The 19,846-nt window shown below is 56.0% G+C and carries 21 protein-coding genes; 12 read left to right on the forward strand and 9 right to left on the reverse strand.

Annotated features, from left to right (window positions below; genetic code table 11):
• Positions 1-43: 43 nt before the first annotated feature.
• Both EBA31_RS05600 and EBA31_RS05605 read right to left on the reverse strand, forming a co-directional pair.
• Positions 44-1,087 carry an FAD-binding oxidoreductase gene (locus EBA31_RS05600; RefSeq protein WP_122077669.1) on the reverse strand — a complete coding sequence of 348 codons (1,044 nt, stop codon included), beginning with the start codon at positions 1,085-1,087 and terminating at the stop codon, positions 44-46.
• A 97-nt stretch (positions 1,088-1,184) separates the two neighbouring features.
• Positions 1,185-2,477 (reverse strand): oligosaccharide flippase family protein, encoded by a 1,293-nt coding sequence (locus EBA31_RS05605; RefSeq protein WP_122077671.1) that lies wholly within the window; start codon positions 2,475-2,477, stop codon positions 1,185-1,187.
• A 154-nt stretch (positions 2,478-2,631) separates the two neighbouring features.
• Here EBA31_RS05605 and EBA31_RS05610 point away from each other — a divergent pair, with 154 nt between their 5' ends.
• On the forward strand, positions 2,632-3,486 hold the full coding sequence (locus tag EBA31_RS05610) for an ATP-grasp fold amidoligase family protein (RefSeq protein WP_122077672.1): 855 nt from the start codon (positions 2,632-2,634) through the stop codon (positions 3,484-3,486).
• A gap of 15 nt (positions 3,487-3,501) precedes the next feature.
• Here EBA31_RS05610 and EBA31_RS05615 read toward each other — a convergent pair whose 3' ends face one another.
• Positions 3,502-4,404 carry a LysR substrate-binding domain-containing protein gene (locus tag EBA31_RS05615; RefSeq protein WP_122077674.1) on the reverse strand — a complete coding sequence of 301 codons (903 nt, stop codon included), beginning with the start codon at positions 4,402-4,404 and terminating at the stop codon, positions 3,502-3,504.
• A 113-nt stretch (positions 4,405-4,517) separates the two neighbouring features.
• Here EBA31_RS05615 and EBA31_RS05620 point away from each other — a divergent pair, with 113 nt between their 5' ends.
• Positions 4,518-5,297, forward strand: a complete 780-nt coding sequence (locus tag EBA31_RS05620; protein WP_046374223.1) for a 2OG-Fe(II) oxygenase — start codon at positions 4,518-4,520, stop codon at positions 5,295-5,297.
• A gap of 155 nt (positions 5,298-5,452) precedes the next feature.
• Here EBA31_RS05620 and ansP read toward each other — a convergent pair whose 3' ends face one another.
• Together ansP and EBA31_RS05630 are read right to left on the reverse strand one after the other, a co-directional pair.
• The gene (gene ansP, locus EBA31_RS05625; protein ID WP_122077676.1) at positions 5,453-6,916 is read right to left on the reverse strand and encodes an L-asparagine permease; all 1,464 of its coding nucleotides are present in this window, start codon (positions 6,914-6,916) and stop codon (positions 5,453-5,455) included.
• A gap of 447 nt (positions 6,917-7,363) precedes the next feature.
• Positions 7,364-7,801 (reverse strand): PACE efflux transporter, encoded by a 438-nt coding sequence (locus tag EBA31_RS05630; protein WP_046374221.1) that lies wholly within the window; start codon positions 7,799-7,801, stop codon positions 7,364-7,366.
• 127 nt (positions 7,802-7,928) lie between these two features.
• Between EBA31_RS05630 and EBA31_RS05635 the strand changes: the two genes are divergently transcribed.
• Both EBA31_RS05635 and EBA31_RS05640 read left to right on the forward strand, forming a co-directional pair.
• Complete coding sequence (locus tag EBA31_RS05635; RefSeq protein WP_122077678.1) at positions 7,929-8,822, forward strand: LysR family transcriptional regulator; 894 nt, start codon at positions 7,929-7,931, stop codon at positions 8,820-8,822.
• 75 nt (positions 8,823-8,897) lie between these two features.
• Entirely contained in the window at positions 8,898-9,524 is a 627-nt protein-coding gene (locus EBA31_RS05640; RefSeq protein ID WP_048761285.1) for a LysE family translocator, read from the forward strand.
• Positions 9,525-9,526: 2 nt separating this feature from the next.
• On the opposite strand, the gene EBA31_RS05645 is transcribed toward EBA31_RS05640, so the two are convergent.
• Both EBA31_RS05645 and EBA31_RS05650 read right to left on the reverse strand, forming a co-directional pair.
• A complete protein-coding gene (locus tag EBA31_RS05645; RefSeq protein ID WP_020825754.1) occupies positions 9,527-10,090 on the reverse strand; it encodes a DedA family protein in 564 nt (187 codons plus the stop codon).
• A 50-nt stretch (positions 10,091-10,140) separates the two neighbouring features.
• Entirely contained in the window at positions 10,141-10,821 is a 681-nt protein-coding gene (locus EBA31_RS05650; RefSeq protein WP_122077680.1) for a DJ-1/PfpI family protein, read from the reverse strand.
• A 91-nt stretch (positions 10,822-10,912) separates the two neighbouring features.
• On the opposite strand from EBA31_RS05650, the gene EBA31_RS05655 reads away from it, so the two are divergent.
• The 3 genes from EBA31_RS05655 (at position 10,913) to pbpG (ending at position 14,100) form a co-directional block, all read left to right on the forward strand.
• On the forward strand, positions 10,913-11,857 hold the full coding sequence (locus EBA31_RS05655; protein WP_041415257.1) for a GlxA family transcriptional regulator: 945 nt from the start codon (positions 10,913-10,915) through the stop codon (positions 11,855-11,857).
• Positions 11,858-11,904: 47 nt separating this feature from the next.
• On the forward strand, positions 11,905-13,008 hold the full coding sequence (locus tag EBA31_RS05660) for an adenosylhomocysteinase (RefSeq protein WP_046374218.1): 1,104 nt from the start codon (positions 11,905-11,907) through the stop codon (positions 13,006-13,008).
• A gap of 162 nt (positions 13,009-13,170) precedes the next feature.
• Positions 13,171-14,100, forward strand: coding sequence for a D-alanyl-D-alanine endopeptidase (gene pbpG / locus EBA31_RS05665; protein WP_122077682.1), 930 nt, complete (start codon positions 13,171-13,173; stop codon positions 14,098-14,100).
• Between the two features lie 35 nt (positions 14,101-14,135).
• Here pbpG and EBA31_RS05670 read toward each other — a convergent pair whose 3' ends face one another.
• Entirely contained in the window at positions 14,136-14,591 is a 456-nt protein-coding gene (locus EBA31_RS05670; RefSeq protein ID WP_122077684.1) for a GNAT family N-acetyltransferase, read from the reverse strand.
• A gap of 82 nt (positions 14,592-14,673) precedes the next feature.
• Between EBA31_RS05670 and EBA31_RS05675 the strand changes: the two genes are divergently transcribed.
• From EBA31_RS05675 to EBA31_RS05695, 5 genes are all read left to right on the forward strand, one after another.
• Complete coding sequence (locus EBA31_RS05675; protein WP_041414313.1) at positions 14,674-15,078, forward strand: VOC family protein; 405 nt, start codon at positions 14,674-14,676, stop codon at positions 15,076-15,078.
• A gap of 65 nt (positions 15,079-15,143) precedes the next feature.
• Positions 15,144-16,463 carry a sensor histidine kinase gene (locus EBA31_RS05680; protein ID WP_122077686.1) on the forward strand — a complete coding sequence of 440 codons (1,320 nt, stop codon included), beginning with the start codon at positions 15,144-15,146 and terminating at the stop codon, positions 16,461-16,463.
• The gene (locus EBA31_RS05685; protein WP_020825762.1) at positions 16,463-17,083 is read left to right on the forward strand and encodes a response regulator transcription factor; all 621 of its coding nucleotides are present in this window, start codon (positions 16,463-16,465) and stop codon (positions 17,081-17,083) included. The genes EBA31_RS05680 and EBA31_RS05685 overlap by 1 nt, the downstream gene beginning before the upstream one ends.
• A gap of 159 nt (positions 17,084-17,242) precedes the next feature.
• Positions 17,243-17,740 (forward strand): heme-binding protein, encoded by a 498-nt coding sequence (locus EBA31_RS05690; protein WP_122077688.1) that lies wholly within the window; start codon positions 17,243-17,245, stop codon positions 17,738-17,740.
• Positions 17,741-17,998: 258 nt separating this feature from the next.
• A complete protein-coding gene (locus tag EBA31_RS05695; protein ID WP_046374213.1) occupies positions 17,999-18,919 on the forward strand; it encodes a DUF808 domain-containing protein in 921 nt (306 codons plus the stop codon).
• A 219-nt stretch (positions 18,920-19,138) separates the two neighbouring features.
• Here the strand turns inward: EBA31_RS05695 and EBA31_RS05700 are convergent, their stop codons facing one another.
• Entirely contained in the window at positions 19,139-19,675 is a 537-nt protein-coding gene (locus tag EBA31_RS05700) for a GNAT family N-acetyltransferase (RefSeq protein ID WP_122077690.1), read from the reverse strand.
• Between the last annotated feature and the right edge of the window lie 171 nt (positions 19,676-19,846).

Consider the following 19,846-nt stretch of genomic DNA (forward strand, 5'->3'; position numbering starts at 1 on the left):
TCATTCCAACCCTGAATTTCGCCCGGTTTTACTGCGTGGCCTGCTATTTTTCGCAAAAACGCGTGGGTCGATAACGCTCGGGGATTTCCCGGTTTTTACCGTCGATCAGTTCTTCACTGACCCACCTTCCAACCGTGGCGGCGCAGGTTACCGCCGGATGCATCACGGCCACATAAAGCCCAGTAACCTCACCGATAAACCCCATGACGGGGCATTTGTCCTCGGGTACGGGCCGTTGTCCCACCGATTGGCTGAGCAGGCGTGCGGATCCTGTCCCTTTCAACCTTTTGGCTATTGCCGCCAAGGTGTCGGAAGCCATCTCATCAGCACCACCAACGGCCGGATAATCTTCAGCGGCTAGGATATCGCCGTTGCGGGCATGGCGAACTTCTATATCATCCCCTGAAATGAGGGTATTGATGACGTGGTCCGGCGTGCTGTAGCGCAGCAAAATTGCCGGCGAAGCTTTAATCGGAAGTGAGATGCCAATGGCGTTTAGCAAAGGGGAAATACCCGTTCCGCAGGCCAGCACGACACAATCTGCGTTGAACGTTCCCTGCAGGGTGTCAACGCCGGTAATGGCATTGCCTTCCCTGACGAGTCCGGTGACCGGCGTCTGGGTTTTTAATACAGCGCCGAGGCGGCAAGCCGTATCCAGCAAGGCGTGGGTGGCGTCGATCGGGTCAACGGCGCCATCCTGTTTTGCATAATAAGCCTGTGGAGGCGGATTATTCATCGCGGGTTCAAGCTGGGAGATCACGGATTGCTCAAGCATTTTTTCATGGGCCTGAGCCGCCAATGAATCGCTGTCGTAACTCAGTGCGCCGGTCCAATGCAGCCAAAGCTCCGGCACTTCTTTCTCCAGCCGATGCCAGTCGGCCACGGACGTACGGCGGAGCAGGACATCGGGCGCATCATCACTCACCGTGCTGTGTATCCAGCCGAAAGAGCTGCCGGTGGCACCTGATGCCGGGTGGTGTTGGTCAATGACGGTGATCTTCACACCACGGCGAGCCAAATGATAAGCGATGGTCGCGCCGATAATGCCTGCGCCCACAATAAGAATATGCCTGTCAGAGAGATCCATACCCACGTTCTACCTCGCATGTACCGGGCACAAACTATCCCATAAATTAACGGTTTCATGCAGATAAATGTGCTTTGCTCCCCGAAGCCTACCAACCTCAACCGGCGTGCTGAGTGCGTCTGATATAGGTCCAGGGGTTCAGCGAACGCAGATGCATTTGCAATACCGCGCCACGGCGGAAGAAGTAGTTAAGCAGGGTCAGTGACAACAGTTCTGTCAGCAGGGTGCTATAAGCGGCGCCCATCATGCCGTACTGGCGGATCAGAAAGTACGACAGCGGAATGTTGATGATAAACACCAGAAACATCTTCTTCGACAGGAAGCCATAGCCGGAGAAGAGCACAATGTATTTGTAGGCTACGGTGCCCAACGCGGAAAGCAGCGTTGAAACCGCCAAGACGCCCATCGCCGGATAGGCTGCCAAATATTGCTCCCCGTACAGCAACACAATGACCGGTTTGCCAAGCAAAACGATACCGGCCACGATGGCGGCGGCGATGGCCAGCACCAGCCCATTCAGTTTGGCGGCGGTGCGCATTGCGTCATCGCGGTGATAGGCGAAGATTTTGGCGAAAAACGAGGTGATCACCGCATCGGTAACAAACATCCAGGCGGTTGCCAGGGTGATGGCAACCGAGTAAATGCCCAGCGCTTGCGCCGAGACGAACCACATCAGGAACAGCTGCGCCAGCCGGGTATAAATGGCAATGGAGACATTGGATACTGCCAGTGGCAGGCCGCTGGCGAGCAAATAGCGCACATATTTACGCCGTACGCGTTTTGGCGCGACAAAGCGCGGATAACGGCGGTGGTAGATATGGTGGCGAATCAGATAGGGGATCAGGTAAACCATCACGATCGGGATTGCCAGGAAATACAGGTGCAGATCAAGATAAATAATCAGATAACGCACCAGCAGTGCGCTGCCCAACCCGGCTACGTTAGCCAGCGTATTGAAGCGTGATTCCAGCCGGGCGTCGTGATAAATGGTGAACACGTCTCTGAGCGAGAAGAAGCTGGCGACAAAGGTGGCGGCGCAAAAATAGAAGGTAATGAAATCTTCACGCAGCCCTGTGTAAATCAATATTGCCGCAGAGAGCAGCACAAAGCAGCCCTGTCGCAGCCGATTGGTGGAAAACATCAGGGCGGTTCCGGAACCTGGGTTGCGGCTAATCCGCTTGAACAGCACGGTATCGGAGCCGAGCAGCGCCAGCGTTTGGGTAATGGCGAAAATAGCGGTGGCGAAGGTTATCTTGCCGAAGCTTTCCGGGCCGATGTATTTCGCCATATAGGCGGTAATGAAAATGACCCCCAGAATAGACACCATTTTTTCGGATATCATCCAAAACGCATTTCTCACAATATTGATATCTATGAATTTTAATTTCATTGGTACTTTCCCTGTCGCCTCTAATAATAGGAATCGTCCGATTATTCCCTTACCCACTGTAAGGGATGCCCCGCAGGGTTTTATAATTGAGATGCAATAATCGGAATGTGAGAAGCATTCCTGCGTATGCTATGTTCATGGAAGAAAGAGAAGAATGAGAAAACTCGCAAAACGACTCTATCGGGCGGCACCCGATTTTATCTATTACCAAGTCAGCCATTATCTTGCCCACGGCTCTTGGATTAGCTTCAAAAACCCGAAAACATTTTCAGAGAAGATTTATCAGCGCATGCGCTACCCGCATAATGATTTCAGTATGTTAGCGGATAAGGTGGCGGTCAGAGAGTATATTTCTCAGCGGGTTTCAGATAAATACCTAACGCCCATTATCATGATCGTAGATAATTTTAGCGAACGGGACTACCTGGCCTTGCCACAATCATTTGTTATCAAAACCAATAATGCCTCTCAGCAGGTCAAGATAGTTAAAGATAAAAGCAAGGTCACCTACCAGGATATTACGAAAATTCTTAGGGAATGGTCTGGAATAACCTATTGGAAAAGATTTCGAGAAAAACACTACGCCAATATTCCGCAGAAAATTATTGTTGAGGAGCTGCTGGATATTGAATGCGACGGTGAGCTGATAGATTACAAAGTGCACGTGTTTAACGGCAAATACTCTTATTTATTCGTTGAGTTGTTACGTGGCGGGCCAGAGCCGACTTCGCTGGAGTTTTTGGACGAATATGCCCACCATTGTTTTTTCACCCAGGGTGACATTCCGCAGATCAATACGCTGAACCAGAAACCGGTGTTTTGGGATGAAATGATCCAGGTGGCGAAAGCGGTCTCGGCAGATCTGGATTATTGCCGCGTCGATTTTTATCTCACTCGCGACCAGATCTACATTGGCGAATTGACGCTCACGCCAGGCGCAGGCAACGAAGTTTATCTGCCGCGCGCGACGAATCTGCTGCTGGGCGAGATGATGTCCAAAGACGGGTAAACATTGCGACGCCGCTTACCCCGCGCTGTCCGCCGGTGCGATGCTTTGCAGCCACGCCAGAAATTCGGCGGCTTTGGGTTTGTCCAGCGTGCGTTGCGGGTAGACCACATAGTAAGGCTTGCTCAGCGGTAGCGTCGGTTCTGCCAGCGGCACCAGGGTTCCCTGAGCCAGTTCACGCTGGATCAGCTGCTGCTGGCCGAGCAAAACGCCGTGGCCCTCAACCGCGGCGTCAATCGCCAGCGAGGTCAGATTATAAGTCAGGCCGCGCCGCTGCGGCGGTGGTAACCCGGCGGCGCTGAACCACTCATGCCAGCCCGGCAGAAACTGGCTTTCCTTTCCCCAATCCACCTGAATCAGCGGCTGTTGAGTCCAGTCGCCGATCCTCTGTAACTGCGGGCTACATACCGGCTGCACGCAGTCCTGAAACAGCCGCACTTTTTCCATCAATGGATAGTCCTGATCGCCAAAGCTCAGGGCAAAATCCGCCGTTGAAGCGGCAAAATCGACCTCGGCGTGGGTGGCGTGCAGGCGAATATCCATCTGTGGATGCTGGTTCAGCCACTTGCCGATGGCCGGGTTCAGCCATTTTGACGCCAGGGCCGGCAAGGCAAAAATCGTCAATGCCTCTTGGCCCCGTTGGCGATCGACATGCTGTTGCGCCACGCGCAGCGTTTCAAACGCCTGCTGCACGTAGGCCAGGTAATCCGCCCCTTGTTCAGTCAGCGTCACGCCGCTTTTGGCACGGATAAACAGTGTGATGCCCAGATGCTGCTCGAGCTGGCGGATCTGCTGGCTGACGGCGGCGGCGGTCAGCGCCAGGCTGTCTGCCGCTCTGGCCAGGCTGCCGGTACGGGCGGCGGTTTCAAACGCCAGAATGGCGCTCAGTTTGGGCAGGCGGCTGCGGGAAGGTGCGTTCATGGTGGCTATCGCTAAGAATTGGTTAGCTCATCCTTAACGCATTTTTGTTATTACGGCAATCCGACATTCGCTACAGTGAGGTTATCCGGCCCTTATGCCCTCAGGAGTTAAGCATGCAGCAACTTGCTCATATCATTGATTTATCCGCCAACCCGATTGGCGATGCTGCCTTTCAAGCCCGTTGCAGGGCGACGCTGGATGCGGCAGGGGCGCTGGTGCTACCCGGCTTTTTGACCGCTGCGGCGCTGGCGACGGTGCGTTTGGAGGGGGCAGAGCACAGCCCTGCGGCGTTTTATGCCGCCAGCAAGCACAATGTCTACCTGAAACCGCAGGACGACGCCTTGCCGGCCGATCACCCACGCAACCGGCTGGTGGTTTCTTCCAAGGGGTGCATTACCGACGAGGATATCCCGGCGCAGTCGCCGCTGCGTACGCTGTACGATGCGCAATCCTTCCGCGATTTCCTCTGTGCGGTACTGCAAGAACAACAGCTGTACCCTTACGCCGATCGGCTGTCTTCAATCAATCTGCATTATGCCCATCGTGGGCAGGAGCTGGGCTGGCATTTTGACAATTCGTCGTTTGCCATCACGCTGCTGATCCAGAAACCGCGCGCCGGTGGGCAATTCGAGTACGTGGAAAACCTGCGGGATGCCGATCGTGGGGAGATGAATTACGCTGGCGTGTCGCAGGTATTGGACGGCGAACGGGCGGTTAAGACCTTGGCGATCGAAGAGGGGGATTTGGTGCTGTTCCGGGGACGCAATGCCATGCACCGCGTCACGCCAACCGAAGGCGATACCACCCGCATGCTGGTGGTGCTGGCCTACAATGCCCAGCCGGATATCGCGCTGTCGGAGAGCGCCAGAATGACCTTTTACGGCCGACTCTAAGAATAAAAAATTCAGAGGGCTGACAAGCCCGCATAAGGGTTAACCGATAGGGGTCGAACATGTTCGACCCGATTTAACCGATTGATTATGCGGTAGGGCGCGGCATACAGCGCCCCTACTACGAATAACTGCCCCTAAAGGGGCAGTTAAGAGACTCAGTGGTGGGCTTCTTCGTGAGCCTGCTGTTTCAGCTTCACTTCCTGAGCCCGCTTGCGCAGGCCGAACCAGCCCAGCGTCAGCAGCACCGCCAGCACCGGAATGGTGGCGATAGTCCAGGTGCCGTTCGGGTAGTCGAACGCCATCATGATGACGACCGCCAGCAGGAATGCCAGCGTTAGCCAAGAGGTGAAGGGCGCGCCGGGCATTCTGAAGGATACCGGCTGGGCACGGCCTTCGCGTACGGCTTTACGCAAACGCATCTGGCACACGATGATAAACGCCCATGAGGCGATAATGCCCAGCGAAGCGATGTTCAGCACGATTTCAAACACCCGCGAAGGCACCAGATAGTTCAGCAAAACGCCAATCACATAGATGCCGCAGGTCACCAGAATACCGGCGTAAGGTACTTGCTGGCTGCTCATTCTAGCCATGAATTTCGGCGCTGACCCGCCCATCGACAGTGAACGCAGGATACGACCGGTGGAGTACAGGCCGGAGTTGAGGCTGGAAAGTGCTGCGGTCAGCACCACGATATTCATGATGGTGCCGATATAAGGTACGCCCAACTTGCTGAAGAAGGTAACGAACGGGCTTTGGCCCGCCTGGTAGGCGTTCCACGGCAGCAGCAGCACCAACAGTACCACCGAACCGACGTAGAACAGGCCAATGCGCCAGATCACGCTGTTGATCGCTTTTGGCATCATTTTGGCCGGATCCTTACACTCACCGGCGGCGGTGCCGATCAGCTCAATCCCGGCGAAGGCGAAAATAACACCCTGCACTAACACCAGCGCTGGCAGCAGCCCGTGCGGGAACATGCCGCCGTTTTCGGTAATCAGGTGCAGGCCGGTGGTGTTGCCGGCCACCGGGGTACCGGTGCCGAGGAACACGACCCCCACCACCAGGAACAATGCGATGGCGACGACTTTGATCAGGGCGAACCAGAACTCCATTTCGGCGAACCACTTCACGCCGATCATGTTCATGGTGGCAACCACGCCGAGTGCGCAGAGCGCGAACAGCCATTGCGGGACGTCGGCGAAGGTGCCCCAGTAGTGCATGTACAGCGCCACCGCGGTGATATCGACGATGCCGGTCATTGCCCAGTTGAGGAAATACATCCACCCGGCGACGTAAGAGGCTTTTTCGCCGAGAAACTCACGGGCATAAGACACGAAGCTGCCGCTGGACGGGCGGTGCAGAACCAATTCGCCCAATGCGCGCAGAATGAAGAAAGAGAATATACCGCACACCAGATAGACCAGCGCCAGTGCCGGGCCGGCCAATTCCAGACGGCCACCGGTACCGAGGAACAAGCCGGTACCGATTGAACCGCCGATAGCGATCATCTGTATTTGTCGATTGCCCATGCTTTTGTGATAACCGGATTCATGGGAGTCTAACCATCGTCTTCTGGCTGCGTGCTTGTCATGCGCAGACTTTTTATTTGATTGCATTATCCGTCCTGTTTACCTGTCTATGGAATTACCCTGCTCTGGCTTCAGAGCAAACGATTGCTATGGACAATCTTTATGAGAATGAGGTCATGGCATCATTCTGCTGTTTATTGTGTATACAAGCCGCCACGAAATAACGGCGAAGCATGCTACCTTTTCTCAGTAAATGTGGCAAAAAATCCTGCGTATAAATCGTGAACAAGTGTGTTTGTTTTTTGTTCTATATATAAAAGAATATATTATTCAATAAGATGGTTGATTTTATCAAGACGGAAATATCGAGGAATAAAAAGTGATTAAAATCACATAATAATAATTACCGTGCAAACTACAGGGAATTTTTCTTATTAATGGGTGAGGTGAAAGGAGGGGGATAATAAGACCTCCCAACCTGTGGTGATATTGTCCGCAGGCGGGAGATAATAAAGGGAGAGATTTGGCCGATTTTTAGGCGGATTCACCGGCCGGCAGAGCCGAAGTCGGCAGGCCGAATACCTTGTCGAACACCCAGTTAAACACAAAGGTGTAGCACGGGATAATCACTATCAGGGCCATATCCAGCAGCAGCGCCTGCCACAGCGTAATTCCCATCCACCAGGCAATCAGCGGGATCAGGTAAACCACTAACGTTAATTGAAAGCCTACGGCGTGCAGAATACGGCGTTTAAGCGTACGGCCGCGTGAGGCCTGGCGACTTTCCCACAGCTCAAACAGCGAGTTGTAGATGAAGTTCCAGGTGACGGCGATAGTGGTAATGATCACCGCCAGCGGCCCGGTGCTGCTGGGGGCGCTGCCGGAAAGCAGCGCCAGCCCGAGCGCTGAGATCGCCATGCCGATAATTTCATAGGCGGTGACATACACCAGTTTGCGTTTAACGCCTTGCATTACTCATCTCCTGACTGATTTCTTGGCTTTTTGGTCGGGTGACCTTTTGCCGTCTGGCGGGTAAGATAACGTCAACTACATTGATAGAAAAAGTCAGGAGCTGTCAGTTTTACTGACAGGAGGTGCAATGAATTTTTCCAGCGACAATATTGAGCTGTTTCTGGCGGTACTGGATCGCGGTTCGTTTTCCGCCGCGGCCCGTTCGCTGCGCCGCGTACCTTCGGCGGTGAGTATGGGGATCGCCAATATGGAGGCGGAACTGGGGTTTCAACTGTTTGATCGTTCGCACCGCGAGCCGGCGCCGACCGCGTTGGCATTGGCCCTGGCACCCCATGCGCGACTGATAGCCGAACAGCTTAAGCAGTTGCAGAACCACGCTATCGAACTGTCGCAAGGGCTGGAGAGTACCTTGTCGATTGGCGTTGCCTCGGACATCAACAGCAGTGGCCTGCTGACGGCGATCAACACGCTGGCGGAGCGCTATCCGCTGCTGAATATTGAAGTGCTGACCGCTCCGCAGGATGACGTGGTGCATATGCTGCATCAAGAACGAGTCGACGTTTGCCTGGCATTTGGCGGACTAAACATCAACAGCCAGGAACAGTTTCACTTCGTCGGCGCGGAATCGCTGGTTGCCATGCTTTCGCCACGGCACCCGGCGTTGCAGGGAGCGCCGGATGAGCTGTTCCTCGAGGATTTGGTCAACGTGCGGCAGATAATGGTGGCCAGCCGTGATTTGCCGATCGCCGATCTGCGGCCGCGGGTGGCGGAATCTTACTGGCGCACCGACAGCCTGCCGATGGCGCTGAACATGGTCGAGGCGGGTTTGGGGTGGGGCAATTTCCCGCTATCGCTGACCGCACCATTGTTAGCTCAGGGGCGGTTGATCAGGCTGAAATTCAAAAACACCAAAAATGAGCTGCGATTGCCGATACACCTTGTCTGGCTGAAAAGCCGACCGTTGGATAAGGCCGCCCGCGAACTGGTGGCCCTGATGCGCGACGCGTCGCAGGCGGAATAATCCCGGCGGCCGTATTGCTTTTGTTTTCATCGCTGAGCTACTTTGAACCGTGGCATTTACGAACGAGCAAAAAGCATGATCAGCGAGACGGCATTATCGGTATTGAGCATTACTGGCGCCATTGCGCTGGGGGCAATGAGTCCGGGACAAAGCTTTATTCTGGTGGCGCGTACGGCCGTGGCATCGTCGCGCCGCGACGGTATGGCAGTGGCGCTGGGTATGGGCGTCGGCTGCTTTATTTTTGCGCTGGTGGCTCTGTTGGGGCTTCAGTCATTGCTGTTGGCATTGCCATGGCTGTACTCCACGCTGAAAGTGCTGGGGGGCGCTTACCTGGTCTACCTGGCGTTCAAAATGCTGCGTGGGGCGAGTCAACCGTTGAACGTGGAGGCCGTCGGCGCGCAGTCTCTGGGCCTTCGCAAGGCCTTTACCACGGGGCTATTGACCCAGTTGAGCAACCCGAACACCGCCATCGTGTTCGGCAGCGTGTTTGCCGCCTTGCTCAGCCATAAAATCTCGCCGCTGATGTACATTATTCTGCCGGTGATCGCCCTGACGGTTGACGTCCTGTGGTATGCCTTCGTGGCCTTTGTGTTGTCATCACCACGTCCGCGTCGCGCCTACCTGCGTTTTAAAGCCTGGTTCGATCGGGTAGGCGGCGGAGTGTTGGCCTTGCTCGGTGTGAAACTGATGCTGAACCGATAAGCTTAATCGGCATGCCGACGGCGCCACCAAAACCGTACTAGCAGAATGGCGGCGATCACCAGCGCGCAGAACAGCACGCTGGTGAGTCTTTTGTCGAAGCCCGAGATAAAGCGGCCGATCGCCTCGCCACCAAAATAGCCCAGCAGCACAAAGATTGTCGCCCACAGGATGGCGCCCAAAATGTTCAGTGGCACAAAGCGCGACGGCGGCAGCTTGCTGGCGCCGATCAGAACCGGGCCGATAATGCGGAAGCCATACATAAAACGTACGCCAATCACGAACAGCATTGGGTGGCGTGCGATCAGCTTTCTGGCGCGTTCGATGCGTTTTTCCTGGCTTTTCATGCGTGAAATGACCCGTCCGCCGAAGCGACGGCCCAGGAAAAACAGCAGTTGATCCCCCAGCGTGCCGCCCAACGCCACCACCGCAATAACCCAGGGCAGATGTAACAGTCCCTGATGTGCCGCAATGCCGCCCAGCAGCGTGATGGTTTCGCCTTCGGCCAGACAGCCGATAAACAGCGCCCAATAACCGTAGTCCGTAATGTAGTGGGCTAAATCCGCCATTCTGATCCCCTATGTCTTTAACACATAAGGTTAAGTATACGCCCTGTGCGCTAGCCGCGGGCGGCAATCTGCGCCACCAACGCCCGACGTTGCCGCAAACTGTCGGCCATTTGCGCCTGAACCCGAGCCAGAACATGCGCCGGCGCCAGTTCCGGCGTCCCTCCCTGGAAAGGCGGTGCCGGCGCATATTCCAGATACAGTTGGATCATTTGCGCGGTTTCCTCATCGTGCAATTCGGCGATTAATGCCAGGGCGAAATCGATGCCGGCAGTCACGCCGCCGCCGCTGATGACGTTACCGTCACGCTCTACCCGGGCATGACTGGGGATCGCACCGAACAGCGCCAGGCTTTCGCGCATGCTCCAGTGACAGGCGGCGCGTTTGCCCTGCAGCAAACCGGCAGCGGCCAGGATAAGCGAACCGGTACACACGGAGGTCAGATAGCGGGCATCAAGTCCCAGACGGCGGAGCTGGCTCATAAAGGCGTCGTTTTCCAGCGCCTGGGTGCAGCCGGCGCCGCCCGGTACGCACAGCACGTCGCAACGCGTGACTTCTTCCAGCTTCTGCAACTGGGTAAAGTGCAATCCTTCGGCGCTGATATCTGCGCCACCGACGGAGGCCACGACAATTTCGGCACCCGGCATGTGTCGCAAGAACTGCAGTGGTCCGGTAAAGTCCAGCTGGGTGACGCCCTGATAGATCGGAAAAACAATCACTAATGGTTCAGACATGATATTCGCCTCAGTTTTGTCATTTGCTTTGGGTCATAATAGCGACCCTGTTTTTGGCTGATATGACGGATAACCCTCAAAAAGCGCCATGATGAAAAATATCGGCTTTGTGGTCTTCCCCGGCTTTAATCTGCTCGACTTCGCCGGGCCACTGGCGGCCTTTGATAATGCCAACCAGTTTACGGCGACCCAGGCCTACCGGTGTCTGCCGCTCTCGGAGCGGGGCGGCAGCGTGGTGAGCTCTTCGGGTGTGGAAGTGCTCACTCAGCCGTTTGGCGAACATCGCCTTGATACGCTATTGATTGCCGGAGGCAGCGGCAACGTCGTCGCCACCCAGTCGGCGGGGCTATTGGCGTTTCTGCACCGGCAAAGCCGGCAGGCACGGCGCATGGCCAGCGTGTGCACCGGTGCATTTATACTGGCGGCTGCCGGGTTGCTGGACGGCAAGCGCGCGACTACTCATTGGTACCATGCCGCACGGCTGCAACAGAGTTATCCGCGTATCCGCGTCGACAGCAATCGTATTTATATCCGCGACGGTGCGATCTGGACTTCGGCGGGCATCACTGCCGGTATCGATTTGGCGCTGGCGATGGTCGAGGAAGATCTCGGCAGCGCATTGGCGGCCAGCGTTGCGCGGCAACTGGTGGTGTATCACCGCCGTCCGGGCGGGCAGTCGCAGTATTCCTTGCTGCTGGAACTCAACCCGTCTTCAGATCGCATTCGCAACGCGCTCTCTTATGCTCGCGAACACCTCCATCATCCGCTGACGGTGGGCGATCTGGCGGACGCCGCCTGTCTGAGTGAGCGGCAGTTTGGCCGCTTGTTCCGCGCCGAAACCGGTCAGACGCCGGCCAAGGTGATTGAACAATTGCGAGTTGAGGCCGCCAGGGTCAGGATTGAAGAAGGTCACGAAGCGCTGGAGAGCATTGCCCGCGCCGTCGGGTTCAGTGACCCGGAGCGTATGCGGCGGGCCTTCATCCGTCTGTTTGGCCTGTCGCCACAGGCGATAAAGCGCCTGAGCCGCAGTGGTTAAATCATTCTGCCGTGCCCCGGTGGCGCGGCGCAGTAGAGGAGCGACAGATGTATCAGGATTTTGAAAGTGAGCTGAACTGGGCGATGCGTCACATGCCGCGTACCCGGGCGGCCGTTGCTGCACTGCCGGATTTAAGCGGCGTGCGTCTGGCGTGCAATATGCACCTGGATCTGAAAATGGCCCCGCTGGTGGCGGGCCTGTTGGATAAGGGCGCTGCCATCTATCTGACCACCTGCAACCCGACCACGGTACAGGATGACGTGGTCGCCTGGCTGGAACGCCGTGGGGCACAGGCTCACGCCTGGCGCGACATGAGCGACGCCGATTGGTCGGCATCGTTTGACCGCGCACTGGCCTGGGGGCCTACCCACCTGTGCGAAATGGGGGCGGATCTGACTACCCGCCTGCACCAGTCTGCGGACGGCCCGCAGATTATCGCCGGGCTGGAAGCGACAGGTTCCGGCATCAGTCGACTGAACGGTATGGCACCGCGCTATCCTATTTTTAACTGGGACGATTTGCCGGTAAAAGAAGGGCTGCATAACCGTCACATGGTCGGCTTGACCGCCTGGCATACCTTCTTCCAGACCACCCATTTGACGCTGCATGAGAAATGCGTGCTGGTGATTGGCTATGGTTTGGTTGGGCAGGGCGTTGCGGCAGCGGCGAAAGCTTACGGCGGCCAGGTGATCGTGGCGGAAATCGATCCGGCGCGTGCGCTGCAGGCGCGTTATGACGGCTGGGCGGTCGTTGATTTGGCCAGCGCGGTCGGCCAGGCCGATGTAATTGCCACGGCAACCGGGGCAAAAAACGTGCTGTCAGCGCAGCATCTGCAGCAGGCGAAAGACGGGGTGTTCATCCTCAACGTCGGCCATGTAACGGCGGAAATTGACGTCGGTTTCCTGCAGAACCTGCCGCACAGCGAGCCTATGCCGTTTGTAAATGCCTACCAACTTGGCGACAAACAGTTGTACTTGTTGGCCAATGGTTCAATGTTCAATCTGACGGCGGGCTACGGCGACAGCCTGAATGCCTTCGATGTGACGCTGGCGGTGATGGCGGCAGGCATTGGCCATATCGTCGGGGACGGCGCACGCCAGGCCCCTGGGTTGTACCTGTTGCCGCAGTCGGCCTGGCAACCGGCACTGTAACTTTTTCAACGCGGGCGTTCATCCCAGAGCGCTCGCGGTTTGCGCAATTATCTCTCCGACAGAATTTGTCACAAATCGGCTGACATAATCCCAGTGCCAACGGAAGACCCCTCACATATAATTCGGCCAAATAAGACCTTCATCTTCTTCAGTGACAGAGTAATGCATGTGAAAAAACGTGTTTTGGTACTAGCCCTGCTCGCTTTGCAGGCAGGGGCAGGCTTCGCGCCGCGCGCGCTGGCCAGCGAAAATAACGCCGTCACCCGGGCCGCCCAGCCTGAGCTGGCTTCCGGCAGCGCCATGGTGGTGGATATGCAGACCCACAAAGTGATGTATGCCCGCAACCCGGATGAAGTGGTGCCGATCGCCTCCATCACCAAGCTGATGACGGCAATGGTGACGCTGGACGCCCATCTGCCGCTGGATGAAATGCTGTCGGTGGATATTCACCAGACGCCGGAGATGAAAGGGGTCTATTCGCGCGTACGGCTGAACAGTGAGATCAGCCGTAAAGATATGCTGCTGTTGGCGCTGATGTCGTCGGAAAACCGCGCTGCAGCCAGTCTGGCGCATCATTACCCGGGTGGGTACGGTGCATTTATCAAAGCGATGAACGCCAAAGCCAGGGCGCTGGGCATGACCAACACGCATTATGTGGAACCGACCGGGCTGTCGATCAAAAACGTCTCTACCGCCCGCGACCTGACCAAACTGTTGATCGCTACCAAGCAATATCCGCTGATTGGCCAGCTCAGCACCACCACCGAACGCATGGCGAGCTTCAAGGATCCGAACTATACGCTGCCGTTCCGCAATACCAATCATCTGGTATACAACCCGAAATGGAACATCCAGCTGACCAAAACCGGCTTCACTAACGAAGCGGGACACTGCCTGGCGATGCGCACCATGATCGGCAGTCATTCCGTGTCGCTGGTGGTGCTGGACGCCTTTGGCAAGTATACCCACTTCGCCGATGCCAACCGCCTGCGCAGTTGGATCGAAACCGGTAAGGTGACGCCAATCCCTGCCGCTGCCCGTGACTACCGTCGGCAGAAAGACGCCCGTCTGGCGAAGAACGAAACCGAATAATCGATGCTGTGGCCTGCGGAGCTGTTCGCAGGCCGTTACCGTCCCTCAGGGCGCCGGATCACAAAACCCCGCTCCCGATCGCCGTCGAACCCGGCGCGCAGATACAGCTGATGTGCCCCGGTGCGCTGTTGACCGGAGAGCAGCATCACTTTGTAGCAACCTTTCCGCCATGCCAGTTGCAATGCGTATTCAAGCATCGCTAAAGCAATACCTTGTCCGCAATACACCTGAGCAGTGACCACGTGCTCAATGATGCCGAAGGGTTGCCCCTGATGCACCAGCCCCGGCACCATCGCCAGCATGCAGGTCGCCACCGGTTGGTCATCGACCACGCTGACCACCAGACGAATCGCCGGATTGTCGAGCAGGCGTTGCAAAGTACGCTGGGCATTATCCGGGCGCAGCGGCTGATCCTGCGGGCGTAACTCCCTGTACAGCGCCTGCAGGCCGGCAAGATCGCTCAATTGGGCCTGACGGTGGATGACGGTCATATTTCCTCCTTTCAATCGCCGTGAAGGCGTATCCATCCGCTATCATCAATTAATACCATATTGCACGCGAGGGCAGCATCCCATGAGCCACGTTTCTACCTTTGTCATGTTTCAGGGCCAGGCCCAACAGGCGATAGATCTTTATAGCGAACTGTTTGCCGGTTTCCAGGTTCAGCAACTGCTGCATTTTGATGAGCGCGATGGCGGGCCGCGACGGATCAAGCAGGCTACCATCGATTTTGATCGGCATAATCTGGTGTTTATTGACAGCCCGGTCAGCCATGACTTCAGCTTTACCCCGGCGGTCTCGCTTCACGTGAACTTGGCCACCGAGGCGGAGCTTGAAAGGATCTTCGCCCGCTTGGCAGAGGGCGGCGAGGTGCTTATGCCGATTGATGATTATGGTTTCAGCGCGCGCTTCGGATGGTTGAACGACCGCTTTGGCCTGTCCTGGCAACTGAACGTGCCTGCCGGTGATGCCGGCTGAGATACCCGCACCCGCTCTTTTATGGTATTTAAGCGTTCAGAAAATTTGCGCAGGGATGGATGGGTATGTTCAAGATAATGGGCTGGTTAGCGTTGGCTCTGCTCTCCAGCGGCGGGCTGACAGCCTATTTTTTGCAGCAGCAGTACGAAGAGAAAAGCGCTGATTTTCGTATACTTTATCGCGACGTGACGGTGAAGCTTTCACAGCACGACGCCATCATTCCGTTATTGCCGGCCAGCCAATACAGCCGGGAAGTGCAGAGGATCTTTCCGCAAATCATCGATTGGCGTTCTCATCCTGGTATTGAACCGCGACGGCTCATCGTAGTGGAACAAAATGGGCGCTACTGGCTCAATGCCGGTAACCAGTCGTTGTTGATCGATCTGAACCAATTGATGAACGAATTGGTGGGAGAAAACGGCTTCCGGCACCTGGTGGTGCGTTGGAACGGTCAGACCTTATTTGAGCGCGGGGCGGCGCAGGCTTCCTACTATTGGCAATGGGAAAAGGTGATAGCCAGCCAGTCGCAGCCTTTTGTGCTGGCCGCCGGTGACGATCCGAACTGGGCTACGCTGCCCTGGTCCCTGATCCTGTCCCCTGCATTGTTCTGGGGACTGGTGCTTTACTTGATTAACCAATATCGAACCAACCGTCGGCGGCGAGATATCGCCGATCTGCGTGCCCATTACGCCGAAATCACACGGCTCAATACCCTGGGCGAACTGACCGCCGGTATCGTGCATGAACTTAACCAGCCCCTCACCGCGATTTTGAGTTACAACCAAACGGCCTTGCGCCTGGTTCGGCAACAGCACACCGAACAACTGCCGCAGTTGCTTGAGGCCGCCGTGGTTCAGATCAAGCGCACCGACGCATTGCTGCAGCAATTTCGTCAGAAGCTGACCAGTGAGCGAGTCGATTATCAACCCGTCGCGCTGGGCGCACTCTGGGCCCGGGTGAGGACGCTGTTGGACAATGAAATTCGGGGCAATAAAGTCAAAATTAACAGCAGCATTCCTGACAATTTGCCCAGGCTGTTTGCTCCGCCGCTGTGGATAGAGCAAATTCTGCACAACATCGCCAGCAATGCGATTCAGGCGCAAGAAAATAATGCTGTCGGGACGGCCTGGATCAACCTGGCAGCCACGGCCACCGACGAGGGGATTGCTTTAACCCTGACTGACGGTGGCCCAGGGCTATCGGAACAGGCTCTTCAGCATGTCTTTATGCCGTTTTTCACCACGCGCGCCCAGGGCATAGGATTGGGGATGGCCTTGACGGATACGCTGATCCAACGTCTTAACGGCACCATCGAAGCGACGAATATTGTCGGGCAAGGGGCCTGCTTCCGACTCTGGTTACCGATACACCCTGAGGAGAGATGATGAACCAAACCATTTACCTTATTGACGACGAACCGGCCATTCTCTCCTCGCTTAGCGCCTTGCTGGGTACCGTCGGTTGGCAAACCCGTACTTACAGCAGTGCGTTGGCGTTTCAGCAAGGCGTCGGTGAGCTGCATGGTTTAACCGGCTGTCTGCTGCTGGATATCAGGATGCCGGGCAAAACCGGGCTGACGCTGTTGGAGGAATGGCAACGGCAAGGGTTGGCGATCCCGGTGATCATCATGACCGGGCACGCGAACATTGATTTATGCCGGCGAGCCTTTAAAAACGGTGCCTTCGAATTCCTGACCAAACCGATCGACGCCGATTTGCTGTTCGAAGTGGTCGGCAGCGCATTGGAACAGCAGCAGAACTTGCAGGAGCGGCAACAAAAAATACGCCTGATGCAACACCGGCTGGCTACGTTGACTGCCCGCGAACAGGATATTTTTGAGCACATTATGCAGGGGAATTCGAGCAAGGAGATCGCTCGCGTTTTTGCACTGTCGCCGCGCACCGTGGAGGCCCACCGAGCCAATATCTTCGCCAAGCTGGACGTCAATTCTCTGCCCAAACTGATGAACGAATATGGCGAGCTGGCGCTGCTGAAAAAAATGTAACAACGCTTTGTTATTGATGAAAATGGGGCGCAAGTCCCGTCCCAAAGGCATTCTAGGTAAAATTACTTAATCGCGTAGGTAATCACGCCAATAGTGTGCTGCGGCTGCACCTTTTACTATTCCTGATATCCACAAGGGACAAGCAAGGAGCAAGCCAGTATGAAAATCATCATTTCAAGCATCATTTTACTCAGCAGCGTGACGTCGTTCGCCAGCATGGCCGGCGGCGTTCTCAGTGAAAAAAACCTTTCCCTCGACCTGGCCGATAAACTGGCTCAGAGCGCTATTCAGGCCTGCAGTGTGAAAAACTATAACGTCGCCGTCACGCTGGTCGATCGCGCCGGTACCCCGCTTGTCATCAAGAAAATGGATAACGCCGGTCCGCATACGATCGAAGCCAGCCGCATGAAGGCGTTTACCGCCCTCAGCACCAAAAACCCGACGGAAAACGTGATGAAGAATGCTCAGGCTAACCCAGGGGCGGCAAACCTGCGCGATATCCCGGGCTTCCTGTTGCTGGCAGGTGGCGTACCGGTGAAATCTGGGGACATGGTCATCGGTGCCATTGGCATTGGTGGGGCACCGGGTGGGGATCTTGACCAGCAGTGCGCGCTGGAAGCCTTGAAAAATAACCAGAGCAGCCTGAATGCCGGGTGATTTTTTTTAACGGTTATCGCCGCTTCTTAGGGCGCGGTAACCTGATGACCGGCACGGCTATACGCTTTCACCCACTGGATGATTTGCTGCAACCACCTGGGCAATCATCCAGCAATACTTCCTGTTTATCCCCCGTCTCTCCTCCCAATCGTTATTTCTCCACTAAAATATTCATTAGCAAATCGACAATCATTAATGTTGTAGTATGAATCTCGACGAAGAGATCGTGACTCGTGAATATGAAAAGGATGAACCACTTTGGCTGGAAGTAGCTTACTGACTTTAATCGACGATATTGCCTCACTGCTGGACGACGTCTCGCTGATGACCAAGATGGCGGCGAAAAAAACCGCCGGGGTATTGGGAGACGATCTGGCACTTAACGCGCAGCAGGTCACCGGCGTAAAGGCCGATCGCGAGCTGCCGGTGGTGTGGAGCGTGGCCAAGGGCTCGTTTATCAACAAGGCGATCCTGGTGCCGTTGGCGTTGCTGATCAGCGCATTTGCCCCTTGGGCGATCACGCCGCTGCTGATGGTGGGTGGGGCTTACCTGTGTTACGAAGGGTTCGAGAAGGTGTTTCACAGCCTGACCCACAAAAAACAGGATGGGGAAGAGAATAAAGAGGCGCTGAACGCCAATGAAGACGTGGCGGCCTATGAACAACGCAAGGTGAAAGGGGCTATCCGCACCGATTTTGTGCTGTCGGCCGAAATTATTGCCATTACTCTGGGCACCGTGGCCGGGGCGACCTTCAGCCAGCAGGTGATTGTGCTGTGCGGTATCGCGATTGTGATGACGGTGGGGGTTTACGGCATCGTGGCCGGCATCGTCAAACTCGACGACCTGGGGTTGTATCTGAGCCGTAAAAGCAGTGCGTTGGCCCGCTCAATCGGCAGCGGTATTGTCAGTGCGGCACCTTATCTGATGAAGACCCTGTCGGTAGTCGGCACCATCGCCATGTTTATGGTCGGGGGCGGCATCCTGACCCACGGCTTGCCGCCGGTGCATCATTTGTTTGAGGACTGGGCGTCGTACGCCACCGTGGTGCCTACCTTCGGTCAGATCCTGCAGGGCGTGATTCCCGCCTTGCTCAACGTGGTGTTTGGTCTGGTTGCCGGCGGCGTAGTCCTGCTGGTGGTTTCGGCTCTGGGGGCGATCCGGGGACGTTTAAAGGCCTAAGCTAATCCCGCGCCTGTCGGCGCGGGGTCATTTAAAAGATCAGCTTGAACACGCCGGTGATGGTGAGCAGGCCAACGATAAAGATAATAGCGACAATCCACAGAATGATTTTCATTCGTCTCTCCCAATTGATTTGAATGACGGCGCGAGTTTTCGCTAACCTGATGAAATCATTATTTACTGTAGTCGATAATTCGCAAATTGCTCGCTGCAAGCCCATCAGGGGGGATTGTCGCCACCTGCGCCTAACGCACGCTGCATGATATGGGTGTCGCGCCACTTACCCAATTTAAACCCTACCGCCTTTAGCGTCCCCACGCTGCCAAACCCCAGTTTTTGATGCAAGGCCAGCGAGCCATGGTTTTCCCCGGCATTGCCGACGACAGCCAACATTTGGCGCCACGGCCCCCGTTCGCAGCGGGCAATCAGCTCGATCAGTAGCGCTTTGCCGATGCCCTGACCCTGTTGCCCTTCGGCGATATATACCGATTCTTCCACGGTGAATCGATAGGCTGGACGCGGTCGATAAGGCGTGGCGTAACAGTAGCCCACGACGAGATGACCCCGCTTGGCCACCAGCCAGGGCAGCCCGGCCTCTTGCACTTTGCTCAGCCGCTGCCGCATTTCTTCCTGCGTGGGGGGCGTTTCTTCAAACGAAGCGGCGCCGAATAACACGTGATGGGCGTAAATCTGTTGGATGGCGGCTATGTCGTCCGGCGTAGCGTCGGTGAGGATCAGCGGAGCGGTGTGGGGCATAGTGATTCATGTTTACCTTGGAAATCAGAAGATAAGCGCATTATGCGCCGCGCCTGGCGACAAGGAAAATTGGGCTTTCTTATGCTGAAGATAAAAAAAAGTTATACCCATCCGCGAAACGAAAAAATGGCGCATGACGATCTTCGCCATGCGCCGGGAGCCGCTGCGAGC

The organism is Serratia sp. P2ACOL2 (genome assembly GCF_003691565.1).
GTDB lineage: Bacteria > Pseudomonadota > Gammaproteobacteria > Enterobacterales > Enterobacteriaceae > Serratia > Serratia liquefaciens.